21 protein-coding genes are annotated in these 23,936 nt (G+C 66.2%); 8 read left to right on the top strand and 13 right to left on the bottom strand.

Annotated elements, in window-relative coordinates:
- The first annotated feature begins 43 nt into the window (after positions 1-43).
- Both OOB33_RS03130 and OOB33_RS03135 read left to right on the top strand, forming a co-directional pair.
- A complete protein-coding gene (locus OOB33_RS03130) occupies positions 44-1,723 on the top strand; it encodes a hypothetical protein (RefSeq protein WP_271007623.1) in 1,680 nt (559 codons plus the stop codon).
- Between the two features lie 77 nt (positions 1,724-1,800).
- Positions 1,801-2,667, top strand: a complete 867-nt coding sequence (locus tag OOB33_RS03135) for a hypothetical protein (protein ID WP_271007624.1) — start codon at positions 1,801-1,803, stop codon at positions 2,665-2,667.
- Positions 2,668-2,791: 124 nt separating this feature from the next.
- Here the strand turns inward: OOB33_RS03135 and OOB33_RS03140 are convergent, their stop codons facing one another.
- Entirely contained in the window at positions 2,792-3,322 is a 531-nt protein-coding gene (locus OOB33_RS03140; RefSeq protein WP_271007625.1) for an outer membrane beta-barrel protein, read from the bottom strand.
- 102 nt (positions 3,323-3,424) lie between these two features.
- Positions 3,425-4,297: a helix-turn-helix domain-containing protein gene (locus OOB33_RS03145; RefSeq protein ID WP_271007626.1), complete on the bottom strand. Its 873-nt coding sequence runs from the start codon at positions 4,295-4,297 to the stop codon at positions 3,425-3,427.
- A 107-nt stretch (positions 4,298-4,404) separates the two neighbouring features.
- On the opposite strand from OOB33_RS03145, the gene OOB33_RS03150 reads away from it, so the two are divergent.
- Entirely contained in the window at positions 4,405-5,871 is a 1,467-nt protein-coding gene (locus OOB33_RS03150; protein ID WP_271007627.1) for a cytochrome P450, read from the top strand.
- Positions 5,872-5,904: 33 nt separating this feature from the next.
- On the opposite strand, the gene OOB33_RS03155 is transcribed toward OOB33_RS03150, so the two are convergent.
- The 9 genes from OOB33_RS03155 to OOB33_RS03195 form a co-directional block, all read right to left on the bottom strand.
- Positions 5,905-7,710 carry a serine hydrolase gene (locus OOB33_RS03155; RefSeq protein ID WP_271007628.1) on the bottom strand — a complete coding sequence of 602 codons (1,806 nt, stop codon included), beginning with the start codon at positions 7,708-7,710 and terminating at the stop codon, positions 5,905-5,907.
- A 3-nt stretch (positions 7,711-7,713) separates the two neighbouring features.
- Positions 7,714-8,190: a hypothetical protein gene (locus OOB33_RS03160; RefSeq protein WP_271007629.1), complete on the bottom strand. Its 477-nt coding sequence runs from the start codon at positions 8,188-8,190 to the stop codon at positions 7,714-7,716.
- A gap of 61 nt (positions 8,191-8,251) precedes the next feature.
- Positions 8,252-9,433, bottom strand: a complete 1,182-nt coding sequence (locus OOB33_RS03165; RefSeq protein ID WP_271007630.1) for a metallophosphoesterase — start codon at positions 9,431-9,433, stop codon at positions 8,252-8,254.
- 158 nt (positions 9,434-9,591) lie between these two features.
- Complete coding sequence (locus tag OOB33_RS03170; RefSeq protein WP_102768914.1) at positions 9,592-10,146, bottom strand: HAAS signaling domain-containing protein; 555 nt, start codon at positions 10,144-10,146, stop codon at positions 9,592-9,594.
- Position 10,147: 1 nt separating this feature from the next.
- Positions 10,148-10,522, bottom strand: a complete 375-nt coding sequence (locus tag OOB33_RS03175; protein WP_223696618.1) for a PadR family transcriptional regulator — start codon at positions 10,520-10,522, stop codon at positions 10,148-10,150.
- A 173-nt stretch (positions 10,523-10,695) separates the two neighbouring features.
- Positions 10,696-12,051 carry a GGDEF domain-containing protein gene (locus OOB33_RS03180; protein WP_271007631.1) on the bottom strand — a complete coding sequence of 452 codons (1,356 nt, stop codon included), beginning with the start codon at positions 12,049-12,051 and terminating at the stop codon, positions 10,696-10,698.
- 213 nt (positions 12,052-12,264) lie between these two features.
- On the bottom strand, positions 12,265-12,516 hold the full coding sequence (locus OOB33_RS03185; protein ID WP_271007632.1) for a DUF2798 domain-containing protein: 252 nt from the start codon (positions 12,514-12,516) through the stop codon (positions 12,265-12,267).
- 14 nt (positions 12,517-12,530) lie between these two features.
- On the bottom strand, positions 12,531-13,142 hold the full coding sequence (locus OOB33_RS03190; protein ID WP_271007633.1) for a flavodoxin family protein: 612 nt from the start codon (positions 13,140-13,142) through the stop codon (positions 12,531-12,533).
- A 119-nt stretch (positions 13,143-13,261) separates the two neighbouring features.
- The gene (locus OOB33_RS03195) at positions 13,262-13,783 is read right to left on the bottom strand and encodes a DUF2938 family protein (RefSeq protein WP_271007634.1); all 522 of its coding nucleotides are present in this window, start codon (positions 13,781-13,783) and stop codon (positions 13,262-13,264) included.
- 85 nt (positions 13,784-13,868) lie between these two features.
- Here OOB33_RS03195 and OOB33_RS03200 point away from each other — a divergent pair, with 85 nt between their 5' ends.
- Positions 13,869-14,342, top strand: coding sequence for a helix-turn-helix domain-containing protein (locus OOB33_RS03200; RefSeq protein ID WP_271007635.1), 474 nt, complete (start codon positions 13,869-13,871; stop codon positions 14,340-14,342).
- A 6-nt stretch (positions 14,343-14,348) separates the two neighbouring features.
- On the opposite strand, the gene OOB33_RS03205 is transcribed toward OOB33_RS03200, so the two are convergent.
- A complete protein-coding gene (locus tag OOB33_RS03205; RefSeq protein WP_271007636.1) occupies positions 14,349-15,284 on the bottom strand; it encodes an alpha/beta hydrolase in 936 nt (311 codons plus the stop codon).
- A gap of 200 nt (positions 15,285-15,484) precedes the next feature.
- Between OOB33_RS03205 and OOB33_RS03210 the strand changes: the two genes are divergently transcribed.
- Entirely contained in the window at positions 15,485-16,813 is a 1,329-nt protein-coding gene (locus OOB33_RS03210) for an anthrax toxin-like adenylyl cyclase domain-containing protein (RefSeq protein ID WP_271007637.1), read from the top strand.
- Between the two features lie 45 nt (positions 16,814-16,858).
- Here OOB33_RS03210 and OOB33_RS03215 read toward each other — a convergent pair whose 3' ends face one another.
- Positions 16,859-17,617: an Lcl domain-containing protein gene (locus OOB33_RS03215; RefSeq protein WP_271007638.1), complete on the bottom strand. Its 759-nt coding sequence runs from the start codon at positions 17,615-17,617 to the stop codon at positions 16,859-16,861.
- A 643-nt stretch (positions 17,618-18,260) separates the two neighbouring features.
- Between OOB33_RS03215 and OOB33_RS03220 the strand changes: the two genes are divergently transcribed.
- The 3 genes from OOB33_RS03220 to OOB33_RS03230 all read left to right on the top strand — a co-directional run bounded on the left by OOB33_RS03220 (position 18,261) and on the right by OOB33_RS03230 (position 23,935).
- Complete coding sequence (locus OOB33_RS03220; RefSeq protein WP_271007639.1) at positions 18,261-20,519, top strand: TonB-dependent receptor; 2,259 nt, start codon at positions 18,261-18,263, stop codon at positions 20,517-20,519.
- Between the two features lie 213 nt (positions 20,520-20,732).
- Positions 20,733-22,325, top strand: a complete 1,593-nt coding sequence (locus tag OOB33_RS03225) for a sigma-54 interaction domain-containing protein (RefSeq protein ID WP_271007640.1) — start codon at positions 20,733-20,735, stop codon at positions 22,323-22,325.
- Positions 22,326-22,684: 359 nt separating this feature from the next.
- Complete coding sequence (locus tag OOB33_RS03230; protein WP_271007641.1) at positions 22,685-23,935, top strand: substrate-binding domain-containing protein; 1,251 nt, start codon at positions 22,685-22,687, stop codon at positions 23,933-23,935.
- The last annotated feature ends 1 nt before the right edge of the window (position 23,936 follow it).

Consider the following 23,936-nt stretch of genomic DNA (forward strand, 5'->3'; position numbering starts at 1 on the left):
GGTCCCCTCGCCCTCGCCTGCACCCGCACCGGCACCCACGCCGGTGCCGGTCAAGACCGGCGTGTTCACGGACTCTGCCGTGCAGGGCCTGGAGGTGTGGGTCGAAGGCACCAAGGTCGGCGTCACCGATGCGCAAGGTCAGTTCAGCTACCCCGAGGGCAAGACCGTCAGCTTCAAGATCGGCGCGTTGACGCTGGGCAGCTCCAGCGCCCCCGCCGTCGTCACTCCGGCGGACCTGAGCACCGACCCGGCTGCAGTCCAGAACATCCTGGTGGCCCTGCAGTCGCTGGACAGCGATCGCAACCCCGCCAACGGCATCACCATCGCGGCCGACACTGCCGCCAAGCTGGTGAGCGCCGCCGATCTGTCCAAGCCAGGCAGCAGCTTGAGCAGCAGCCTCAGCAAAGACCTGCCGGCACTCACCCTGGTTTCCAACAGCGCCGCGCTGACCCATTTCTGGAGCCAGGCCTCGAGCCTGAACGCCAACCCGCTGGTGCTGATCGCCACCGACACCCTGACCGGTTTCTGGCAGATGCCCTGCGATGGTCAGGGCCGGCTCCGGGTGTGGGACATCCAGAAGGTCAGCGCCAATCGCGTGCAGTTCGCGCGCTCCATCGTGCGTGAGCACAGCGATGCCAACTGCAGCAGCACGAGCTTTGTCGAGCGAACCGACAGCAACAACCATCCGCGAGACTTCGCCACGGTGATGGGCGCCAGCCGCGCCGCCGACGGCACGATCACGCTCCAGGGCCTGGCCCTGAACAGCGCCGACCAGCCCGGCAGCTTCAGCGCCACCCTGTCGGCCGAGGGCCGCAGCGTCAAAGGCATCGACCCCGACGGCCACGCCTTTTCCCTCACACGCTTGAGCAGCTTTGCCTTCCCCAGCGGCGGCGGCTCCAGCGCCCCGGCTGCCCTGCCTGCCGTGGGTACCTTGTCGGTCAACGGGGGCGAGAGCTACCCGCTGCGCGTCAGCTTCAGCCTGGATGCCCAGGGCCTCATCAGCGGCGGCGCCTACGACTTTCACAAGGTCAAGGGCAGCCTGCAAACGCTCTGCACCTACGGCGCGGCCAATGCCGAGAACTGCGTGGGCGCATCCAGCCGCATCACCCAGAGCTCACAGCACGGCATGTTCACTGCGCAAGGTGCAAGCACGCCCACCCTGCTGATGACCGGTCCGGACGCCCAGGGCTACACCTTCAGCGGCATGCTGAGCGGCCTGAGCTGGACCGGCACCTGGGCCAAGGTCGCCACCGCCACATCCAGCGGCACCGGTGCGGGCAGCTTTGCCGTGCCCGTGTTGTTCGGCGACGGCAATGTGCCCGGGCAAGCGCCCGGCTCCAGCTGGAGCGGCCCGCCGGCCGACAACCCGGCCACCCTGCGCGTCTGGCTGGCCCTGGATGCCGCCGGCAAGATCGAGGTGAAGAGCAACAAAAGCCGCTACTCGACCCACTTTGACAAGACCAGCAACACCGTCTGCACGCCCAGCGAGGCCAACAAGCTCACGTGCAACGGCCGCAGCGATGTGTTCCTGATCGCCCAGGTCGGCGGCCCGCTCAGCGCTTCCGGCACCGCCACGCCAACCGCGCTGCAGCTGATCGATGGCAACGGTTCGGTCTGGACCGGCACCGTCACAGGCAAGACCTGGGCGGGCGTCTGGACCTCGGCGCCGGGTGTGCTGCCGGCACTGACGGCCAACTTCAGCGTCGAGCTGCAGTTCGAATAGACACGTCGACGTCTCGGCCCGGGGCAGGCCAAGGCGGGGGCCTAAAATTCGCGGCGCCTCGCCACTCCCGCTCCCTCATGTCTGCATCCTCCATCCTCGATTTCGCCGGCCGCCGCTGGCGCGTGCGCCGGCCCAAGCCTTTCGTGCTGGTGATCGAAAGCCTGGAGCCCGAGGCCGCGGATGCGGCGATCGCGCCCAGCGACTATCTGCACGAGATCCTGTTGCAGCCCGAATGGCGCGAGCCCTTTTTCCAGCTGGCCGATGCCACCGGCCTGGTCGTCTGCCTGAACCTGGACAGCCGGCACCCGAGCTACCGCGATGTGCGCGGCCGCTCCAGCAAGGGCCGGCTGAGCCAGGGCGAGTACTACCACCACGACGGCTGCTCGGGCCCGACCAAGCCGCGTTTTGTCGAGATCCGCTGCCCTTATCAGCCGCAAACCCGCTCCATCGCCACCGCCGTGGCGCCTCACCATGCCGTGGTGTCGGCCATGGTGCAGGCCTTGACCGAGGAGCTCAAGGCCGCGCCGGCGCTGCAGGCGCTGATGCAGGGCCGCGATCTCTCGCCGGCCGCCGTGCAGGCCATGAGCTATGAAGCGCTGGACCAGCTGCAAGGCCAGATCACCCGCACCGTGCGCCGCAAGCTCGATGCCGAGGGCGCGCGCGCCTACTTCCGCGAGGTCGACCGCCTGGCCGACGCCTACTTCGAGCCCTGGCAGCTGGGCGAGAGCCGCATCATCGCCAATGCCAACGCCGGCGTGACCATGCAGCACCGCCGCGCCTACCAAGCGCTCCATGCCGGCGGCGTGGCCAACGGCCATCTGGTCAAACGCTGGCCCAACGAAGAGCTGCCCCTGCCGGGCCAGGCCCTGGACACGGCCTTGCTGGCGTCCTTCTGCAGCGAGGAAGACGGCAGCTGTTGGCGAGGTGAGCAGGTGAATGGGTGAATCGTGAGTCGTGAATGGGCGGCGCAGCCGCGTGTGGTTCACCCGCTCACCTGTTCACTTGTTCACCCAAGGATTCACCCCTCATCCGACCAAACTTCGCCTCCTGCTCGACACGCCGGCGCACTCAGATGGCGTAATTGAGCCCCAGGCTGTACTGGCTCACGGTCGCCCGGGCTTGGCCCAAGCTGTAGCTGATGGGCTGGTCGCCCTGGTGATTGAGTTCAAAGCGAGCGCACCACTGAGGGCTGAATTGATAGCTCAAGCCAGCGCCCACCAGCAGCTGGCTCCTGCTCAGCGAGCTCTTGGACGAAGCGGCGGATGCCTCCAAGGTGTTGCGCCCGTAGCCGATGCGGCCAAAGAGGTGGGCGTGCTGGCTGACCGGCAAGATGCCCAGTACCGAGGCTTTCAAGGCACCGGCTCGGTAGTTCGCTCCATCCAGACTCCAGTTGCTCAGACGTTGCGCCTTCAGTTCGACGGCAAGGTACTCGTTGAATCGGTAGCCGAGGGTGGCACCAAAGCTGCTTGCGGTCTCAGATTGCTGGTTCAGTTCGAGCGTGCTGGACCCAAAATCTCCGCCTAGGTAAGTTGATACTTCGGCGGCTGACACTCCCCCGCAGATCATGGCCATTGCAGCCATGGCGATTGCTTTCTTCATTCGTTTTACTTCTCGATGACAAATGCCTCCCCGTGAGGCCGCCGCATGCTAGCAGCGGGTTATTACCAATCCGTCATACCCCCAAAAGGGTGTGCGCTGAGCTCAGGCCCAGATCCGATACGGCCAGAACGCCTCTTCCTCGTCGATGCGCCGGCGCAGCTCCTCGGGGCTGAAGCCGGTGACGCGGCGGGTTTCGCGGCAGAGGTGGGCCTGGTCGGTGTACCCGGCGTCCTGGGCCAAGGCGCTCCAGACCACCTCGCCGGCCTCCATCTCGCGGCGCACCTGGAAGAAAGTGGCCTCGGCCCGGCTGATGCCGCGCAGGGCGCGCAGGCTCTGGCCGCTCCATTGCTTGATGCGCCGCTCCATCTGGCGCAGGCTGGCGCCATGGCCGCCAGCGATGGCGCGCAGGGCCAGGTGTTGCATCCAGTCGCGGTAGCGGCCGCGCTCGGGGGCGGCGGTCCGCTCCTGCTGCAGCGCCCGCCAGCGCGGCAGGAAAAAGGCCTCCAGCAGCGCCATGCATTCCTGCTCGTCGCGCGCGGCCAGCATCTGGGTGTTGAGCTGGCGCCAGTCCTCGCCCGGCAGCAGCTGCTCGATCGCCACATAACGATCCAGCAAGGCGGACAAATCCAGGCCGGTCAGCGCATGCAAGGCCTCGGGTTGCAAGGCCACCATGAAGCTGCGGACACCGCCGTCCGAGCGGAAATGCACCGGCCGGCTGCGCGGGCCGCCGAGCAGGGCGCGGTGTTCGATGGGCAGCAGCGCGCCACCCTCCAGCACCTCCCAGCCACCGCCCTGCAGGGTCCAGGTCAGGCCGCACAGCGGGGTGGCGGCGAAGTGGCTCTCGCGTTGTGCCTCGCTGAGCGTGCCGCTCGCCCGCGTGGTATCCCGCCACAGGCAGGCCCGCAGGCAGCCGGACAGGGCCAGGCTGGGCACCAGCAGGCGGGCGACAGTGTCGGGGTGGCGATCGGCGGGCATGGCGGAAGTGTAGGCAGGCGCGGGACAAGCTCGCGCGGCCGAGAGCGCTGGGCCCAGACGGCGGCACCCTGCGGGGTCGATGGCGCTCTGCGCACAAGCCCATGGCCATGTCGAATTCGTTCAAGACGGGGGCCTGCCGCCTGCGCATCATGCGCGCCATGGACAAGAGCAATCAGCCCGAAACTTCCTTCGTGCCTACCCAGTCCGGCCAGGCCGCCCAGGCCACCTCCACATCAAGCGCGGCGCGGCCGCCCGGCCCCACCGGCATCGGTTTTCAGCAAATGCGCGCCATGCGCCGGGACTACCTCGGCACGGTGGGTGGCTGGCACCAGCGCTGGGGCGATGTGGTGCAGCAGCGCCTGATGGTCTACCGCGACTTCAGCTTTCTGCACCCCGAGCATGTGCGCGAGCTGCTGGTGGCCTCGCATGAGCAGCTGATCCGCTGGCCGCGCGCGACCGAGATCTTTGCCTCGGCCCATGGCCAGAGCGTGCTGGTGGCTGAAGGAAGCGCCTGGAAGCGCCAGCGCCAGATGCTGCAGCCAGGCTTTGCGCCCAAGCGGGTGGACGCCCTGCTGCCGCTGATGGTGGCGGCCGGCCAGCAGGCCCTGCAGCGCTGGCAAGGCGCCGGCCGCGAGGCCTTCGGTTTCGAAGCCGCCATGACCCAGCTGACCATGGAGGTGATTCTGCGCAGCCTGTTCTCACGCAGCGACGAGGCCCAGGGCCGCGCTGCCGCCGAGGCCGTGCATGTGCTCAGCGTGGTGGCCATGGGCGAGTTCTACTGGCCCGTCAGCAGCCCCCTGTGGGCGCCCTGGAAAGCACCCAAACGGCGTGCCCTGGCAACGCTCGATGGCTTCATCCGCCGCGAGCTGGCGCGCCGCCGCGAGGACGACATGCCGCACGACGACCTGCTGGACATGATGATCCGGGCCCGCGACCCCGAGGGCCGCGGCTTTGACGAAGGCGGCCTGCGCGACGAATGCATGACCACCTTTCTGGCCGGCCACGAAACCACGGCCGCCGCGCTCACCTGGTGGGGCTGGTGCATGGCCAGCCATCCGCAGGAGCAGCAGGCGATCGCCGAGGAGCTGGACCAGGTGCTGGCCGGGCGTGCGCCCACGGCGGCCGATCTGCCCCAGCTGCCGCGTTTGAGCCGCAGCATCAAAGAGACCTTGCGCCTCTACCCGCCCGGCGCCGCCCTGCTCACGCGCATTGCCAGCACGCCGGTGCGCGTGGCCGGCTTCGAGATCCCGCCCGGAGCCATGATCCGCCTGACCCCGGCGCTGACGCAGCGCGACCCGCGCTGGTTCCAGGAGCCCGAGGCCTTCCGCCCCGAGCGCTTCGATCCCGGCAGCGGCCACGGCGAGATCCCGCGCGGCGCCTACCTGCCCTTCGGCGCCGGCCCGCGCGTCTGCCTGGGCAGCCATTTCGCCACGACCGAGATGATGGTGATCGGCGCCCTGATCCTGCAGCACCACCGCTTGGCACCGGTGCCGGGCTTGGCGCCACCCACGCCGCGCCTGGACATCACCCTGCGGCCCAGCCAGGCCCTGCAGCTGCGGCTGGAGCGGCGCTGAATGCGAGCACCCCTGCGGCCCTGATGCCCTCGATCACTTGCGGGTCGCCAATGAACTGCTGCCGGGTCGCGCGACCTCGGCTTGATTGAACAGGCCATCCTTGCCGGGCTTGAATTCAATGCTGAAGCCGCTCAAGCCCTGCAGCTCAAAGCGATACCCGCGCACCGGCTGCAGGACGTAGCGCGGGCGGCCCGCCATCTCCGCATACAGCGCGTCGTCCTGCAAGCCAATGCTGAACTCGCGCTGGCCGTCGAACACGAAGGTGCCGGTGAGCTTCTTCAGGAATGCCGGATCTCTCAGATGCGTTTCCTTTTTTCGCTGGAACACGATGTCCTTGACGGCCGGCTCCAGCGCCATCTGCAGCGCCCCGGGCTCGCCATCGCGGTCCGTGAGGAACTGCAAACGCTGCCTGGCCAGCACCGCATCTTCCGCTGCATCGGCGGACTCACCGACAAAGCTGTCGTGGTGCCAATGCACCAGATTTGCACCATTGCCGTTCAGGCTCATGCGAAGGCCACCCGCTCGTTCGGTGATGGAGACCGTGCCGTAAGCCGGATGCTCATAATCTCCAAGGTAAGCAGACAGTGGATGGCTGGCCTGGGTACCGACCTTGCGAACGCCTGGCGCTTGGGAACTGTCCTTCTTCATTTCCGACTTTTGTGCGACTCGCGCTTGCAGAGCTCGCGCACTGCCGTCACGCACCTCCAGCTTCAACAGGCGATCGATGGCGTTGCGTGCGATGAAGTCGCGAACCGGCGAACCCTCCAAGTTGGTGAGCACCGCCAGACCGACGCCCGCCTGCGGCAGCCACATCACCATCGCGGAGAAGCCGTCGATCTTGCCGCCATGATGCAGGCGCAAATGCCCGCGATACACATCACTGAACCAGCCGGGTGTGTAGCCGCGTTCAATCACATCCGGGCTGCTTTCGGCACCGGTGCTGATGTGGGCTTGCTGCAGCGCGCTGATGCTAGCGGCGCTCAGAACTTGCCGGCCTTCAAACCGCCCCTTGTTCAGATGCAGGCGCAGCCAGGCTGCCAACTCATTCGCCGACGTGATGAGACCCCCGGCCGGATTCATGGCATCCAGCGCGCGAAACGCCACTTGCTGCGGCTCACCGTTTTTGGCAAGACGGTAGGGCTGCGAGAAATCGGCATCCTCACGGGTCTGTTCGACACTGAAGTTGCTGCGCCTCATGCCGAGCGGCTGCAGCAGGCGCTGGGTGACATGGGTTTCCCAGGACTGCCCACTCACACGCTCCGTCAGATGACCCGCGACCATGAACAGCAGGTTGTTGTACTGGAATGCCGCGCGCAAATCCTTGCTGGGCTCCAGGTACTGCAAACGATGCAGCAAGTCTTGGCGCGAGCGCTGGGCGTTGTACCAAAGCGCGTCATGCCGCGGCAGTCCGCTGCGATGGGTGACCAGGTCCAACGGGGTCAGCCGCTCGCCCGCCACCCGGTCATGCAGCTTGAACTCCGGCAGCCAGCGCTGCACCGGCTGATCCCAGGCGAGCTTGCCTTCTTCCACCAAGCCAGCCATCAGCGCCGTCGTGAACGCCTTGCTGGCGCTGCCGATGGGCATCAAGGTGTCGGCCGTCATGGGCAGGCGCCGCGCCACGTCGCGCCAGCCAAAGCCCTTGGCGTACAGGGTTTGATCGCCTTGGACGATCACGACCGCCACGCCCGGAACCTGCCAGTCCTGGCGGATTTTCTCCACGTCTTGCTCGAAGCCGGCCAAGGCACTCGGTACGGTGGTGGGTGCGGATGCTTTCGTCCCACTGGGCGCAGCGCCAATCAGGGCCAGACTCAAGGCCCATGCGAGATGCTTGCTTGCCATGGCCTACTCGCGCGAAGTGTTGGAGGTGCCGGCCGGGGCCAGCTCCGTCACCGGTGTGGAGGCCTGGCTATCGGCTGCACCGAGGTCCTGCTTCAGCTCGAAGGGCATCTTGGCCGGCCCCTGAGAAAACTCACCCTTCATCGTCCGGCCGGCTGCATCGAAACGCCCGACGAAGGTCGGGTTTCCTTTCACGTCCGCGATGCTGAAGCGCAGGTCTTGGCCTTCGATCTGAATGTCCTTGAGGGACAGGTCTTTGGCGCCCTGCTGAGGAATGGCGATGCTGCCTTGCCATTGCGCGTTGACCTGCTGCAGACGCAGCTCGACCCTGAGTTCCTTCTGGTTCGGCAGCGTCACCGCCCCTTTCCATGAACTCGTCGTTGGGAACGCAGCCTGCACGGCTGCGTCTGGGGTGGCTTGCGGCGAAGCCTGGGCCAGGATCGGCTGGGCACAAATCAGCAGGGCGCTCAGCGCCAGGGTCAATTTCAGTGGGTTCATGAGTGGCTCCGTGAAAAGAGGGCTTGAGAATGAGTCGCGGACGGATTCACAGGGGCTGACGCTCACCGTCGTCATGTACACGCCAGGCTTGGTCCGCTTCCAGCCTCAGGGCCTGAGAGCGGCGCGCAGGAAGGGTCCAGCGGTAGTTCAGTGGATGCCGCACGTCGACGGCGTAGACCTTGCCGTCAAACAAGGTTTTGATGTTCCACACCGGGGTGTGGCCGACTGCGATCGCCCGGGCCTGGAACTTGTTCAGCAGCTTTTCAACATCTTCCTGACGCAGGTCGCCTTCGAAGTAGCCGCGGTACCAGGCGACGCCTTTCGAGGTGTCACTCAGCACATCCCCCCGTGATGCGGCCTTCTTCGGATAGAACATCTGCCGGTACTGCTGACGAACCTGGGCATTGATGTCTTCCAGCGTGTAGGGCAGCTCGGCCAGGATCGGATGCAAGCCTCCGTGTGCAAACAAGACCCCGTTGATCAGCTCGACGCTGTTCTTGCTCATCAGCCATTGGCCGATGAAGGACTGGTCACCAAACAACTCGTGCTGCTGCTTGCCGAGCATGCCAGCGATGTTGAAGTACTTCTTGTGGGCCGCCTGAAAATTGCCTTGCAGGTTCTTGATCTCGTGGTTGCCGAGGATGTAGTGAACCCGGCCACCGTGCCGAGCCGCCGCTTGCTCGAGCTTGTAGATCAGCCAAAGCACTTGCGTCGTCGAGGCGCCGCGGTCGACAAAGTCACCGATCAGCACCAGATGGCCACGGCCAAACTTCCAATCCAGATTGGCGTCGATGACCTGCGCTGCGATCAGCAAATCGCGAAAGGTCTTGTAGTTCCCCTCGATGTCTGACACCGCCAACACCGGTGCCCCGTCCTGATAGTGCACGGGCGGTGAGACAAAGCCCGCTGCGGGCTCCGGCGGCTCCACATGGACGGTGAATCGGCTGTTGTCGAGCGGGAACCGCACGTCGATTGCAAAGGGCCCATGCCGCGGATGGCCTTCTTCTTCCACATGAAAGCCCTCGTCACGGCTGCCACGCAGGGTTTTCTGCGCCCAGAGATCGCCTTCCAGAAACACATGCGGGCCCTCATCGCCCACTTTGTAGGCCGTCATGTTGTCACCGAGATGGACATCGGCGCCATGCCAGATGCCGACGGCGGCCGCAAGGCTTGCTAGCGCCAAGCCCACGGCCATGAAGTGCCATATCCAGGTCCAGAGTTTTTTCATGCGGATTCCTCGTTTCTGGCTTGCTCCGCCTTTTTTGCGGGCGAGCGAAACCCCAACGGCCATGCCCGGCCGCCGATTCGTTCAGTGCAGTGGCTGAAGCAGGGTCCGAGTGATTCAAGCGGAGCGTCCTGCCGGCCAGGAGGGTGGCCTTACGCGGTCTACATCAGCCCGCGTCGCAGAACGCGCATCACCCGCCGGGTCAGTTCGGCACAGCCCAATGCCAATGCCAGCGCCACAGGCAGCAGCCACCAGCCCAGCAGTTCCGGCTCCGCCGGAGGCTGAGCGGCCCAAGCCACCACAATGGACTGGCCACCAGCCACCGACCAGACGCCTGTGGAGTCGGGCGACCAGAGCTTGGCCAGCGCCAGAAAGAGCAAGCCGGCCGCGATGGAGTAACCGAAAACACCCATAGACCAATACAGGCTGCGGCTGACACCCTGTTTGACCCGCCTCAGCACACGGAAGCCGGCCGGAGGTGGCGTGCCCTGACGCAGATGTTCGATGTACTGGGCGGCAAGTGCTTGCGGCGGGCCGAAGCCCTCCAGCAGTGCCGCCAGATCGAGCGCCTCGCCGCGCTCTTCGGCGTTGTCCACCACCTCGTGTAGATGGCCTTCGATTTCCCGGATGACTTCGTCCGCATCGACTTTGTCGAGGCTGTGGAGATGCCCGGCCAAGGCACGGACATAGGCTCGGATCGGTTGACGGGAAATCATGTCAAGTTCCTTTTCTTGGATCTGCGGCCGGAGTCGGCGTCGTCAGCAAGGCGTTGATGTCGGCCACCGACTGTTGCCAAGCGGCAGCGAGGGTCTGGAGTCGCTGTTCACCTTTGGCGGTGAGCTGGTAGTACTTGCGCGGGCGGGTGGAGCCTTCCTGAATCCAGTCGGCGCTGACCAGCTCGTCGCGTTTGAGGCGATCGAGCAGGGGATACAAGGTGCCTTCTGTGATGGCCGTGGTGGGGAACTGCTGCAGATGTCGCAGCAGCGCGAGGCCATAGACCGGCGGACCGCGCAAGGCGGCAAGGATCACCAGCTCCAGCGCACCTTTGCGGATCTGGATCTGCCATTTGTCCTGGGAGTCTTCGTTTTCCACGGCTTTACCTTGTTCAACAACATACCTTGCAGTGCAATGTATGCGGCAAAACATAACCCGTCAAGAACCTGGCGCTGAACCGGATTCAGAAGCTCGTCTGGATCTCAAGCATTGCCGTCGCGGCCTCGGTCAAGGCCCTGCAGCTGCGGCTGGAACGGCGCTGAGCCGCGCCCTCAGTGGTCCTCGGCGCTGACCGCGCAATTGCGCCCCGCCGCCTTGGCGCGGTAGAGGGCCTGGTCAGCGCGGTCGATCAGGCGCTGGTAATCGGGGTGGCCGTCGTGGCTGGCCACACCCAGGCTGACGGTCACGGACAGCTGCTGCTGGTGACCCAGGGCCACCGGCTCGGCCTGCACGGCCAGGCGGATCTTCTCGGCCACTTGCAGCGCCTGTGCGGCATTCAGCTCGACGCAGAGGATCAGGAACTCCTCGCCACCGTAGCGAAAGAGAAAGTCGCCGCTGCGGATGTTGTCCACTTGCACTTTGGCCAGCTGCTGCAGCAGGCGGTCACCGGCTTCATGGCCGTGCTGGTCGTTGACGCGCTTGAAGTGGTCGACATCGAGCAAGATGACCGAGAAGGACTGGCCGGTGTTGCGACACAGCTCCACCTCGCGCGACAGGATGGCCGAGAGAAAGCGGCGGTTGAGCAGCTGGGTCAGCGCATCGCGGCCGCCTTCGAGATGAACAAGCTGGTCGAACAAGGCATCGGTCAGGTAGCGGGTCTGCTCCAGCTCGGCCAGGCACAGCGGCAGCATCACCTGATCGATGCGGTCCAGCGATTCGATGATGCTGTTCAGCTCGCTGCTGTGCACGAACAGGGCGCTGGCCTTGTGCCGCACCCACAGGCCGAAGGAACATTGGCCGATGCGCGCCAGCTCATGGCCCAGCTGGCCCGTCATCATGGCGTGCAGAAAGCGGTTCTCCCAATCGAACAGGGCGTTGCGCTGGCGCTCGCGCTCCAGCGACATATTCATGGTCGCGGCATGGCTGCGGTAGGCCTCGTCGGTGCGCACGGCGGCGTCGTTGGCGCTGCCGTACTGGGCGCTCATCAGCTCCACGGCCAGATCGATCAGGCCATGGGCCGTCAGGGCCGCACGGGCGGCCAGGTGGCCGTCCTCGCAGCTCTGGTTCAGCAGGGCCAGCAGGCCGACCTTGATCCGGCGCGCGCCGCGCATCACCAGCTCCACCCGCACCCGGGCGTGGACGATGCCGATCTGGCGTTGGCGGGCCAGGCATTCGTCGAGACGTTCGCCATCCCACAGGCCCAGCAGCTCGATCAGCCAGCGCTGCATGGAGGCATGCAGGCGCTGCTCCACCGCTTCATGGCTGAGGAAGGCGCGCGCCTCGCCGTCCTCCAGCATGGCGGCATAGAACTGATCGGCCAAGCTGACCGCATGAGCCTGGACCACACGCCGCAGCAAGGCCTGCTCTTCTGGGGGCGTCTCCAGCAACAGGGCCTGCCACTGCGCACTCAAGGCGGCCTGGGCGGCCGACGCCGTTTCAAGGGCCGGGGTAGCGCGCGGCGCGGGCACTGGCGCGTGCTCTTGTTCTTTTCCGGACTGCATCAGACACCACTACCCATCGACGGCCAAAGACGCCGCGATGCGCTGCCCGGTGCGGGCCCCGCCCATCGCGTTCAAGTCAGCATGCGCCGCGCCCCGAGGAAACTCAAGCCGGGTTGCTCCGGAGTGTGGCTGGCGGCGGACTGGGGCATGGTCCCTGGGCGGGTGGGCCCAGGCCAGCCCTCAATCGCCGGCCGGCGGCAGCAGGGCCTGCACCAGGCGCCGGGTCAGCGGCGCCAGCAGCAGCACGGCCGGAAAGGCCAACAGCCAGGCCAGCCACCAGGCCCCGAACCAGGCGGATGCAAAGCCCGGCCCCAAGCCCTGTGCGCGCCAGCTGGCCACGCCGGACACCAGCAAGGACATCAGGCCGGAAAGGATCAAGCCGAACAGCGGGCCGGCCAGTGGATGGGCAGACCGAGCGTCAGCCTGGGGCATGCGGGGCGCCATGCTCAGGCCGCCTGCTCGGTCAGCTGCACGGCCTCTGGCGCGGCCCCCACTCGCAGCAAGCTGCGCGCGAAGTGGGCACCGAAGAGGTGGGCGGTCTTGAGGTCACCTGGCACAAAGGCGTCGGCCGCGGCGCCGTGGCCGGCCTGAGCCATCAGGCCCGACCAGGAGCCCAGGCGGTTGGCCGCCTGCTCGTAGGGCACGCCGGTGTGCTGCTCGGGCAGGATGGGGTTGCCCACCCAGAGCATGCCGTGCTGCATGCAGAAGACGATCAGCGACTGCAGGGTGGACTGCTTGTCCCCCGCCGGCAGGGAGGACACCGTGAAGCCGGCAGCCAGGCGACCGCGCAAGGCCTGCTGCCGCCACAGGCGGCCGGTGGCATCCATGAAGGACTTGAACACCCCGGACACGCCGCCGAGATAGGTGGGGGAGCCGAGGACGAGGCCGTCGAAGGCGGTCAGTGCCTCGGGCTGACGGATCAGGTCTTCGGCGCGCAGCAGCAGGCCCTGCACGCCCGGAACGCTTTCGACGCCTTGCAAGATGTGGCGGGCGATGTGCTCGGTGTGTCCGTGGGCACTGTGATAGACGATGGCCAGGCGGGGGAGTTGTTGAGACATGACGATGGGCTCCAGTGAGAAGGGCTGCTGCGGCAGAGAGGAACAGGGCTCCGCCGGCCCCGGCCGCAGAGCGGGGCACAGCGGGAGCAAAGGCATCAGGGCGTGCGCGGGCTTCTCCCTCAGCCCGACAGCTGGCGCAGCGCCAGGGCCGTGAGGTAGAGCCCGAGACCGAAGACCAGGTGGTTGAGCAGGCTGCGCAGGCAGCTCTGTAGCGGCGTGGCGGTCTTGCGGGCGAACAGGCCGCCACCCCAGGCGGGCTGCATCAGGCCCAGCGGCAGCAGCACCGTGGCCAGGCTGAAACCCAGGGCCGGGCCCAGGCTGGGCTGCTGCAGCCAGGCCAGGCCCTGCCAGGCCAGCAGGCCGGCGCCGAAAGCCAGGCCCACGGCGTAATGCAGCAGCCAGCCCAGGGCCAGCTCATGGCGCAGCGGCTGGGCACGCGCAATGGCCGCGTGCACAAAGCGGCCACTCGCCATGTGGCCGACCCAGCGGCCGATCAGGCCGAAGCTGGCGGTAGGAACGCCAAGCTGGGTCTTCAGAACCCAAAGCCAGACATCGAACAAAGCGGTGGCGCCCAGGCCCAGCAAGGCCGCGGCCAGCCAGGGCGAGAGGCTGAGAAGAGGGGGGTGGAGATCGTTGGACATGGTGTCGGGCTCCGGTTTGGCTTGACTTGAGAGGACGCTTTCAGTCACTATAGAAGTTGAAGTCAACTTCAAGTCAAGCGGAAAAATGGAAACCATGCCAGAGGCCCTGGACATTGCCGAGGTGGCCAAGCGAAGCGGCGTCGCGGCCTCGGCCCTGCGCTATTACGAGCGGCGCGGCCTGATCCGTTCGCTGGGCGCCGCCGACGGAGAAAGCCAGCGGCGCAAGTTTGCGGCCACGGTGCTGGACCAGCTCGCCCTGATCGCCCTGGGCCAGGCGGCCGGCTTTTCCCTGGACGAGATCGGCACCATGCTGACCGGCGCCGCACCAGGCAGCGCCCAGATCGACCGCGGCCTGCTGGCCGCCAAAGCCGACGAACTGGACCGCACCATCCTGCAGCTGCAGGCCATGAGCGCCGGTCTGCGCCATGCCGCCGCCTGCCCGGCGCCCAGCCATGCGCAATGCCCCTCCTTCCAGCGCCTGCTGAAAGCCGCGGCCAGCAAGGCCCTGGAACGGCGCCTCAAGCCGGCCAGGACCGGCGCGCCGCGGCGCCCTCGCTGAGCGCGCTCAGCGCGCGCCCGGGCGCGGCGCGTAGAAATGCGCAAACGCGTTCAAGGTGGCCGGGTGCAGGATGCTGCCGTGGTTCTCCTGCGGCAGGTACTCGAAGCGCTGCTTCAGCTGCGGCGTGGCGCCACCGGTCTGCTTGCGCAGGATCGCGGCCAAGGCGCGCGCATCGCGCTCCATGGCCGGGCCCTCCTTGCCCACGGCCAGGTAAACCTGCAAGGGCTCAGCGCGTGGGCCCTGCTGGCTCAGCCAGCACGGCGCCTGCTTGAGCAGGGACTCGTTGTCCCACCAGAGGCTGGGGCTCATGATGACGTAGCGGTTGAAGAGATCCGGCCGCTTGAGCAGCACCTCGGTGGCCAGCAAGCCGGCCAAGGACTGACCGATCAGCATGCGATCGGCGCTGACACGGAAGTTCTTCGCCACAAAGGGCTGGACCTCGCTGGCCAGGTGGCGAATGAAGGCCTCGGAACCGCCGGCGTTCTTGTAGGCATCGCTATAGGCATGCATCCACTTGGGCCAGACAAAGCCCGGCGAGGCCTTGAAGGTCATGTCGCGCTTGCGGTCGGTGTTGGCAATGCCCACCAGGATGGCCGGCGGTAGGCGCTCCACCCAGGGAAAGCTGGCGAACTGCACGGCGCCGGCCATGTGGGTGAAGTCTTCCTGCTGGCCGCCATCGAGCAGATAGATCACCGGGTAGCGCTGCTCCGGGTGCTCGGCATAGCCCTCGGGCAACATGATGTTGAGCACCCGCGTCTCGTTCAAAACCTGGGATGGCAGGCGGTAGGTTTGGGCAATGACGTAGGGCTGGGTGGTAGGTGCAGCCTGGGTCTCAGGCTCGGTGGGGAGCTCCGCCGGCGCGGCCGCACCGGCCGTGCCCGGTGCGAGCAAGGCCAGCGCGAGCCACCCCGCGCAGAAAGGGCCTGGGTTCCACATCGTCATTGCACTGTCTCCTTTGGCTGGGTTGGTTCCGGGCAGCTGCGGCCGGTGAGGCCGCCCCACGGTCGCAGGGGCGCCGCGGCAAAATTCCCGCGCCGCGAAGCGATGCGCCTCATGGCTTGAACGTAGAGTTCCGGCTCTCGTCTTGTTGAATGCAGCGGGCCGGATTTTGGCCCCTCGCTGCAGAGCTGCTGGAGTTTGCAATGTTGGTCGGTCTGAACGCCTCTTTCGCCCATGACCAGAATGGCATGACGCTGAACGATATGGAGGCCGCCAAACGGGTGGCGACCCGGCTCAACGAGGTCATCATCTTCCGCTCGACCGGGCCCTGGTCCAAACGCTGGCTGGAGCGCGGCTACCCGAGTAAGAACTTCCACGTCAAAGGCAAGAGCTCCGACTGGGGCCCGCATGCCGGCCTGGTGCCCTACAACGGCCTCTACAGCAAGGTCGGCTACGACCCGGAGAAAGCCTTGCGTGGCACGCAGGCCAACGACGACGGCCTGGACTCCCGCTTTGCCATCAAACGACCGCTGCTGTTGAGCCTGGCGCAGATCGAAGAGCAGCTGACCCGCGCCGAGGGCCGGCCGGCCCGCACGGCCATCGACGTTCGCACCCCAATCCCTGGCAGCCGCGACTTCCTGCTGACGGCTCGCCGCAGCGGTGACGGCAAGCCCGTGGTCTTCCGCGCCTTTGCCATCGGCCAGTCCGGCCAGTACGAAATCCGGGTCTACCCACCCGTGGGTCTGGCCAACACCAACAGCTTCATGATCCTGGATAAAGACCCGCAAGGCCTGCGCGCCGAGGTCTTCGAGGTGATGTGCTCCAACGAGATGGGTGCCGGCCAGCCCATGACGGGCGACTACGATCTGTTCGCCGTCTGCCCCAGCTGGGGCCAGTACGGCAGCCGGGCCGAAGCCGACATCATCAAGCCTGGGATCCAGCTGCAGGACGGCACCCTGCACAAGGGCGTGGCTTTCCGCGCCGGCCAGGGCATGGACAACGTCCTGGACCCCAGCCTGCACACCCAGAGCCGCGCAGGCGACTTCCATCTGCGCCGCCGTGCGGCCCTGCACAGCCTTCGCGATGGGATCTCCGCCGAAAAGTTCCAGGTCTATTTCGGCGTCAGCGATCGCGCCGAGCACGCCGATATGGGCAATCTGACGCCGCGCATCCTGCGCTGCATCAACCAGCTCAATGTGGCCATGGGCGCCGTCGGCGAACAAGCACCGATGCGCCGCGTGCACCACAACGCCGAATCCCATCGCAATCGCGCATTCGGTGCCCTGAGCGCCCGCGACATGCTCACCGTCAAGCCAGGCGAGAGCTATGGCGACGGCTTCCCCCTCACCGTCTTCCAACCCAGCAGCCTGTACAGCGGCAACGCCGCCGCCGACGAGCGCATCCAGGTGGCCCGCTACCGCGACGTCTGCACCCTGGAATCGCTGACCGAGTTCGAGGCCTACGCCGCCGCGCTCAAAGAATCGGGCTTCTATGTGCCCAAGAACTGGATCTGGGCGCGGGCAGCAGCCTGAATCAGTCGACCGGGACAGGTGGCGTAGCCCCGCTCCGACCTACGCTCAGCGTGCGCCCGTCTTGCGCCGCACCACGGCCGCCAGCGCCAGCAGGCCGCCGAACATCAGCAGCGCGCCTTTCGGCTCGGGCACCGGCTGCGCCAGCACATCGCCGTCACGCACGGCCAGGGCCGAGTACTGCTGGTCCTTGCTTTGGTAGTACTGATTGCCGTAGTAGGCGTAGAAGTACCAAGCCTGGTTCGAACGGTTCGGCACTTCGGTGCCGGACCAGAACACATAGGTCGACAGGCCGGTGAAGGGGCCAAAGTTCTTCTCTTCCCAACCCGGCTGGATGACGCAGGCATCGTTGCCAGCGGCCGTGGGCGTGCAGTAGCCCTTGTTGCCCAGGGTCACGTAATAGAGGTGACCCATTTCCGAGGCCTTGCCCCAGCCCTGGCCGGTGGCGGCCACGCCGTAGTCGGTGCTGCCGTTGTTGCTGTTGCCGTACTGGAAAGCCTTGCCGTTGACCGGCGTGACCTTGGGCAAGCGCCAGTTGTTGAAACCGTACAGCGATTGGCTGTTGAGCTGGGCGATCCAGCTCTGCGCACCATCCCAGCTCATGCGGCCATCGGGATCGAAGCTGCGCACAGCACCGAAGTCGGCCAGCCAGCTGATGTTCAGCTCGGTGTCGTAGTAGGCCTCGAAGCCGGCCTTGGCCGGATCCAGGTCTCGGCCCTGCAGCGCCGCTTGTGCGCTCGGCAACGCGGCCACGGCCAGACCCAACGCCAGGCCCAAACCGGCCAGCGATCGCTTGTTCGTCTTCATTTTCCTTGACTCCCTCTTCATGGCCTCGGCACCCCCTGGTGCGAGCCGTACTCATGGACCCTTGTTCCGTGGCGTGAGCCACAGGATCTTGTTGTCGCTGGCGGAATTGTAGAAGGCCGGCATTTGGGGTTTGTGAAGGTCGGAGCACTGCAACAGGGGGGTCGGCGCGGCCCGCCGATCGTCCAGACAGCAGTCACTGCCTGTTTTTCAAACAAATTACCGCGAATCGTCGACTGAAAATCAGACAGTCGCCACGTCCTACATGGCTGTTTGCGCAAAACGACACGCCATCCGCCGCGTTTGCGCCCCTGCCCTCGCCCCGCTTGGCCCCAAAACCATGCGCCGCACTTCCCATCCAGGAGGTGGAAGCTCCGGCTGCCTAGTGGTTTGCACCAGTCTGGGTCGCAGCGGGTCATCGCGGGCACAGCTATTGCAGAAGCCGGAGGTCGCTGCGTGCGCGAGTTCGACCGGTCCATCCAGGAGAGATGGCAGCCCAGGTCGAGCCAGGCCAGCCGCGCCACGCCAAGCGCCAGAAAGAGCACGGCGGCCAGCCAGTCTGCAGCAGGCAGCAACGAGCCGACAGAACATCAAGCAAGCCAGCAAACAAGCAAGCAAACCAACAAGCCACCCCGGAGACAAACCGATGCGCTTCACCCCACGCCCCACCGCCCGGACGAGCCCCGCCCGCCTCTCACCGCTGAGCCTGGCCTTGGCCGCGCTGTTCGCGCTGCCGCTGAGCAGCCAGGCGCAAACCAGCAGCGCAGCACCCGCCCAGCCCGCCGCCAGCGCCGAAGAGAACAGCGCCGCCAAAACAGCCACGGCCGAAGCCACGGGCGGCACCAACAAGCTCGAAGCCGTGAAGGTGACCGCCCGCCGCCGCGAGGAAAGCCTGCGCGATGTGCCGGTGGCCGTGACCGCCCTCAGCGCCACCGCACTGGAAGCGCTGAATGTGAAGAACCTCGGCGACCTGCAAGGCCAGGTGCCCAACCTGACCGTGTATGCCGCGCGCGGCAGCAACTCGACCATCACCACCTTCATCCGCGGCGTCGGCCAGGCCGACCCGCTCTGGGGCGTGGACCCGGGCGTGGGCATCTATCTGGACGATGTCTATATGGCCCGGCCGCAGGGCGCGCTGCTGGAAGTGTTCGATGTGCAGCGCATCGAAGTGCTGCGCGGCCCGCAGGGCACGCTCTACGGCAAAAACACCATCGGCGGCGCCATCAAATACGTGTCGCGCCCGCTGGGCACGGCGACCGAAGGCTCGCTGAGCTTCTCGACCGGCAACTACGGCCAGGCCAATTTCAAGGGCTCGGTCGGCGGCTCGACGGCCGACGGCCAGATCCGTGCCCGCTTCGCCGTGGCGAGCCTGAACCGCGAAGGCTATGGCAAGAACCTGACCGATGGCAGCGATGTCAGCAACCAGGACACCACAGCGGCCCGCGCCACAGTCGGCTACTACGCCAAGGACCTGCCGCTGACCGTGGTCTTCAGCGCCGACCGCGCGCTCGACGACTCGAACATGCGAGGCTTCAAGCGCCTGAATGCCAACCCGCCGGTGGAGAGCAATTACGACATCGCCACCGGCATGGCCAACAAGAACAGCACCGACACCCGCGGCCACTCGCTGACGGCGACGCTCAACCTGTCCAACGCGTGGACGGCCAAGTTCGTCCACGCCAATCGCCGCGGCCTGACCAACACTGGCATCGATTTCGACGGCCTGCCCGCCAAGACCGCCGATGTGTTGGCCCGTTATGCCGACAAGCAGACCAGCAACGAATTGCAGTTCAGCTACGACAGTGGCAGCGGGCATGCCGGTGTGCTGGGCCTCTACCAGTTCGACGGCGAGGCCGGCGGCACGGTGCTGAACAACTTCTTCAACCTGCTTTTCGGCAGCACCAACGGCACCGTCTACACCAAGGGCAAGGCCGTCTACGGAGACTGGAGCTGGCGCCTGAGCCCGAGCTTCAGCCTCAGCACCGGCCTGCGCTACACCAAGGAAAGCAAGCACGCGCGCGTGCTGAACCAGGCCTTCAAGGACGCCACCTTCAGCCAGGTGACCGGCGTGACGGCGGACTTTGACAAGACCCGCGAAGTCAGCAACACCGCGCCCAAGCTCTCGCTGGACTACAAGCTCAGCGGCACCACCAATCTTTACGCCAGCGCCTCGCGCGGCTTCAAGTCGGGCGGCTACAACGTGCGCGCCCAGGCCGTGGCAGTGCCGCGCTCGGCCGAACCCTTCAACGACGAAACCCTGGATTCGCTGGAGCTGGGCGCCAAGACCGTGCTCGACGGCGGCCGCCTGGAGATCAACAGCGCCGTCTTCCACAACAAGTACAAGAACGTGCAGCTGTCCATCTTCACGTCCTACATCGCGGCCAATGGCACGCCCAGCTTCTTCGGCGACTTCACCAACGCCGGCAAGGCCACGGTGCAGGGCGCGGAAGTGGAATTCGCCTGGCGCCCGGATGCCGCCTGGTCGCTCAGCGGCAATGTGGCCTACGTGAATGCGAAGTACGACGAGTACATCGACCGCGGTGTCAATGTGGCCAAGGACAAGAAGTTCAGCAACACGCCCAAGTTCCAGGGTGCGCTGAACATCGAGTACCGCACCGGCGTGCCCCTGGGCGGCGTGCTCAAGACCCGGCTGGGCCTGAACTACCGCACCAAGGTCTACCCGACCACCGACCTCAGCGAGGTGATCGCGCAGAACGCCTACGGTCTGATCTCGGCCGGCCTGATCTGGGAGAAGACCGAGCGCCTGAGTTTCTCGCTGCAAGGCAGCAATCTGGCCAACAAGGCCTACCGCACGGACGGCTACAACATCCCCTCGCTGACGGTGCTGAGCGGCTTCTACGGTGCGCCGCGGACCATCACGGCAGGCGTCGGCTACAAGTTCTGACAAGCACGTGATTTTTCTACTGCGCCCCGTCCGCCTCGGGCAGAGCCCTCGGCCTTCGCCAGGCAGGCCGAGTCCTCAGGACTTGGCCAGTCCGGGCTCAGCCTCGCCTGACAGCGGCTCGCTACGAAAACTCACGCACCTGTTCGCCGGTTTCACACCATGATTTGGCCACCGGGCGAGGCTGATACATTGCAGCAGCCTTGCCCTCCGACCATGCCTGCCACAGCTTCAAAAAACGCCTCCCTGATCCCCGAACTGCCCGCCGATGCTGACGGCGTGCTGCGCATGGCTGCGCAGTCCTTGTTCGATGTGCTGGCCCAGGCCACCGAGGGCATGATGGTGGTCGACCGCTCGCACCGCATCGTCTGGATCAGCGAGGGCTACAAGCGCTTTCTGCCGGCCCTGGGTTTTGGTGACGAGACGGAGTTCGTCGGCCGGCCGGTCGAGGAGGTGGTACCCAACACCTTGATCCCGCAAGTGATCGCCTCGGGCAAGCCGATGCTGATCGACCTGCTGACCAACCGGGCCGGCACCTTTCTGGTGACCCGCCTGCCGTTGCGCAACGAGGCCGGCGAGGTGATTGGCGCGCTCGGCCTGGTGCTGCTGGATCACCCCGAAACCACCATGCAGCCGCTGATCTCCAAGTTCGGCCGGCTGCAGCAGGAGCTGGACGACACCCGCCGCCAGCTGGCCGCGGAGCAGAGCAAGAACCGCCGCTCCAAGCACACCATCGCCAGCTTCATCGGCAGCAGCGCCCCGGCGCTGGAAGTCAAGCGCCAGGCCCGCCGCGCCGCGCTGACCAGCTCCACCGTGCTGCTGCTGGGCGAGACCGGCACCGGCAAGGAGCTGCTGGCCCATGCCATCCATGCCGCCTCGCGGCGCGCGCACAAGCCCCTGGTCAGCATCAATATCGCCGCCGTGCCCGACACCTTGCTGGAGGCCGAGTTCTTCGGCGTGGCCCCCGGCGCCTACACCGGCGCCGACCGCAAGGGCCGCGAGGGCAAGTTCAAGCTGGCCGACGGCGGCACGCTCTTCCTGGACGAAATCGGCGACATGCCGACCACCCTGCAAAGCAAGCTGCTGCGCGTGCTGCAGGAGCAGGAAGTGGAGCCGCTGGGCAGCAACACCGTGATCCCGGTCGATGTGCGCGTGATCGCCGCGACCAGCCGCGACCTCGGCGCCATGGTGGCCGCCGGCCAGTTCCGGGCCGACCTGTACTACCGGCTCAATGTCCTGCCGATTCGTGTGCCCGCCCTGCGTGAACGGCGGGAAGACATCGAGGCCCTGGTCGAAGCACTGGGTGAAGACATCGCCCGGCGCAGCGGCATGCCGCAAAAGCTGCTCAGCACCGGCGCCCTCGATTGGCTGCAACAGCAACGCTGGCCGGGCAATATCCGCGAACTGCGCAATGTGCTGGAACAAGCCAGCTTGATGAGCGATGAGTTGCAGCTCAACGAACACAGCTTTGCGGCGGCCATGCCGAGCCCTGTGAACGCGGACGAAGCCAATGCCTTGCCGAAGCTGCTGCCGAGCAGCTTGTCGGCCATCCAGCCCCAAGAGGCAACGCACGAGCCCGCAGCCCCAACCAGCGGCCCGGCCACTGCGGTCCGCCTCGACACCTTGCGCCCTCTGCCCGAACGCATCGAGGCCGTGGAACGCGATGCGATCGCCGAGGCCCTGCGCCTGACCGGCGGCAACCGCATGGCCACGGCCCGCCTGCTGCAGATCTCGCGCGCCTCGCTCTACGAGCGCCTGGCCCGCTGGCCGGATCTGATGGCGACCCATGCCGAAGGCAGTCCGAGCTGAGTCATCGGCCGTCTGAATTTCAGGCAACGCCTGATTTCAAGACATCGCCGAGCACCGATTGTCCGGCTTCCAAACAGTGCGCTGGGTCCCTCCCACAGAAGCGAAGTCAGGACCCGGCCCCAAACACCCCGTCAACGGGTGCCGCTAGGCCTGTCTTCTCGGGGTTTGCACCAGTTTGGTGAGGCTACAGCCCCAGCCGGCACAAGCTTTGCGTACGCTGCAAGCCAGCAAGAGCCAAGCACACGACGGTGGACAGCTTCTGCGCTGGAGCGATCCGACCAAAGCGCCGCCACCGTCCAAACGCCACCCCGACCACCACGCATGCCGACGCGCGATCGGCTCACGGAGACAAGCAGACCATGAAGCAGACTCAGCAGCAGACCTCGACGACCCGGCGGCGCAGCGCGCTCGCCCTGTGCACCCACCTCGCCGCAGGCGGCCTGCTGGGCCTGCTCGGGCTGGCACCCAGCCTCAGCCATGCCCAGGCTGGCGGTGGCAAGGAGGTCCGCGTAGCCCTGATCTACAGCAAGACCGGCCCGCTGGAGGCCTACGGCAAGCAGACCCAGACCGGCTTCATGATGGGCCTGAACTACGCCACCGGCGGCACCATGACCGTCGGCGGTAAGAAGATCGTGGTGATCGAGAAAGACGACCAGGGCAAGCCCGATGTGGGCAAAAACCTGCTGGCCACGGCCTATGGTGACGACAAGGCCGATCTGGCCGTAGGCCCCACCGCCTCGGGCGTGGCCCTGGCCATGCTGCCGGTGGCCGAGGAATACAAAAAAATCCTGTTGGTCGAGCCGGCCGTGGCCGACTCCATCACCGGCGACAAGTGGAACAAATACATCTTCCGCACCGGCCGCAATTCCTCGCAAGACGCGATCTCCAATGCCGTGGCCCTGGACAAAGCCGGCGTCACGATTGCCACGCTGGCACAGGACTACGCCTTCGGCCGCGACGGCGTGAAGGCGTTTCGCGACGCGATCAAAAAGGCCCGCATCGTCCACGAGGAATACCTGCCCACGACGACCACCGATTTCACCGCCGGTGCCCAGCGCCTGATCGACAAGCTCAAGAACGAGCCCGGCCGCAAGGTCGTCTTCATCCTTTGGGCTGGCGCCGGCAACCCCTTCAAGATCGCTGACCTGGACTTGAAGCGTTATGGCATCGAGATCGCCACCGGCGGCAACATCCTGCCGGCCATGACCGCCTACAAGCAGTTCCCCGGCATGGAGGGCGCTGCGTACTACTACTTCGGCATCCCCAAGAACCCGGTCAACGAGTGGCTGGTCGCCAACCACTACAAGCAGTTCAAGACGCCGCCCGACTTCTTCACCGCCGGCGGCATGACGGCCGCCATCGCCGTGGTGGAGGCGCTCAAGAAGACCAGCGGCGACACCAGCACCAACAAGCTGATCAAGACCATGGAAGGCATGAGTTTTGAAACGCCCAAGGGAAAAATGACCTTCCGCCCCGAGGATCATCAGGCGATGCAGGCGATGTATCACTTCAAGATCAAGGTGGATCCGGCGTTTGCGTGGGGTGTGCCGGAGTTGGTGCGCGAAATCAAGGCAGAAGAGATGAATGTGCCGATTCGGAATCAACGATGAG

This window comes from Paucibacter sp. B51 (assembly GCF_027863535.1).
Lineage (GTDB): Bacteria > Pseudomonadota > Gammaproteobacteria > Burkholderiales > Burkholderiaceae_C > Paucibacter_A > Paucibacter_A aquatilis.

What these genes read in the sequence shown, in the direction of transcription:
- OOB33_RS03135 (WP_271007624.1), top strand. Translation starts at nt 1,801, where the DNA reads ATGTCTGCATCCTCCATCCTCGATTTCGCCGGCCGCCGCTGGCGCGTG.
- OOB33_RS03140 (WP_271007625.1), bottom strand. Translation starts at nt 3,322, where the DNA reads ATGAAGAAAGCAATCGCCATGGCTGCAATGGCCATGATCTGCGGGGGA.
- OOB33_RS03145 (WP_271007626.1), bottom strand. Translation starts at nt 4,297, where the DNA reads ATGCCCGCCGATCGCCACCCCGACACTGTCGCCCGCCTGCTGGTGCCC.
- OOB33_RS03150 (WP_271007627.1), top strand. Translation starts at nt 4,405, where the DNA reads ATGTCGAATTCGTTCAAGACGGGGGCCTGCCGCCTGCGCATCATGCGC.
- OOB33_RS03155 (WP_271007628.1), bottom strand. Translation starts at nt 7,710, where the DNA reads ATGGCAAGCAAGCATCTCGCATGGGCCTTGAGTCTGGCCCTGATTGGC.
- OOB33_RS03165 (WP_271007630.1), bottom strand. Translation starts at nt 9,433, where the DNA reads ATGAAAAAACTCTGGACCTGGATATGGCACTTCATGGCCGTGGGCTTG.
- OOB33_RS03170 (WP_102768914.1), bottom strand. Translation starts at nt 10,146, where the DNA reads ATGATTTCCCGTCAACCGATCCGAGCCTATGTCCGTGCCTTGGCCGGG.
- OOB33_RS03185 (WP_271007632.1), bottom strand. Translation starts at nt 12,516, where the DNA reads ATGCCCCAGGCTGACGCTCGGTCTGCCCATCCACTGGCCGGCCCGCTG.
- OOB33_RS03190 (WP_271007633.1), bottom strand. Translation starts at nt 13,142, where the DNA reads ATGTCTCAACAACTCCCCCGCCTGGCCATCGTCTATCACAGTGCCCAC.
- OOB33_RS03195 (WP_271007634.1), bottom strand. Translation starts at nt 13,783, where the DNA reads ATGTCCAACGATCTCCACCCCCCTCTTCTCAGCCTCTCGCCCTGGCTG.
- OOB33_RS03200 (WP_271007635.1), top strand. Translation starts at nt 13,869, where the DNA reads ATGGAAACCATGCCAGAGGCCCTGGACATTGCCGAGGTGGCCAAGCGA.
- OOB33_RS03205 (WP_271007636.1), bottom strand. Translation starts at nt 15,284, where the DNA reads ATGACGATGTGGAACCCAGGCCCTTTCTGCGCGGGGTGGCTCGCGCTG.
- OOB33_RS03210 (WP_271007637.1), top strand. Translation starts at nt 15,485, where the DNA reads ATGTTGGTCGGTCTGAACGCCTCTTTCGCCCATGACCAGAATGGCATG.
- OOB33_RS03215 (WP_271007638.1), bottom strand. Translation starts at nt 17,617, where the DNA reads ATGAAGACGAACAAGCGATCGCTGGCCGGTTTGGGCCTGGCGTTGGGT.
- OOB33_RS03220 (WP_271007639.1), top strand. Translation starts at nt 18,261, where the DNA reads ATGCGCTTCACCCCACGCCCCACCGCCCGGACGAGCCCCGCCCGCCTC.
- OOB33_RS03225 (WP_271007640.1), top strand. Translation starts at nt 20,733, where the DNA reads ATGCCTGCCACAGCTTCAAAAAACGCCTCCCTGATCCCCGAACTGCCC.
- OOB33_RS03230 (WP_271007641.1), top strand. Translation starts at nt 22,685, where the DNA reads ATGAAGCAGACTCAGCAGCAGACCTCGACGACCCGGCGGCGCAGCGCG.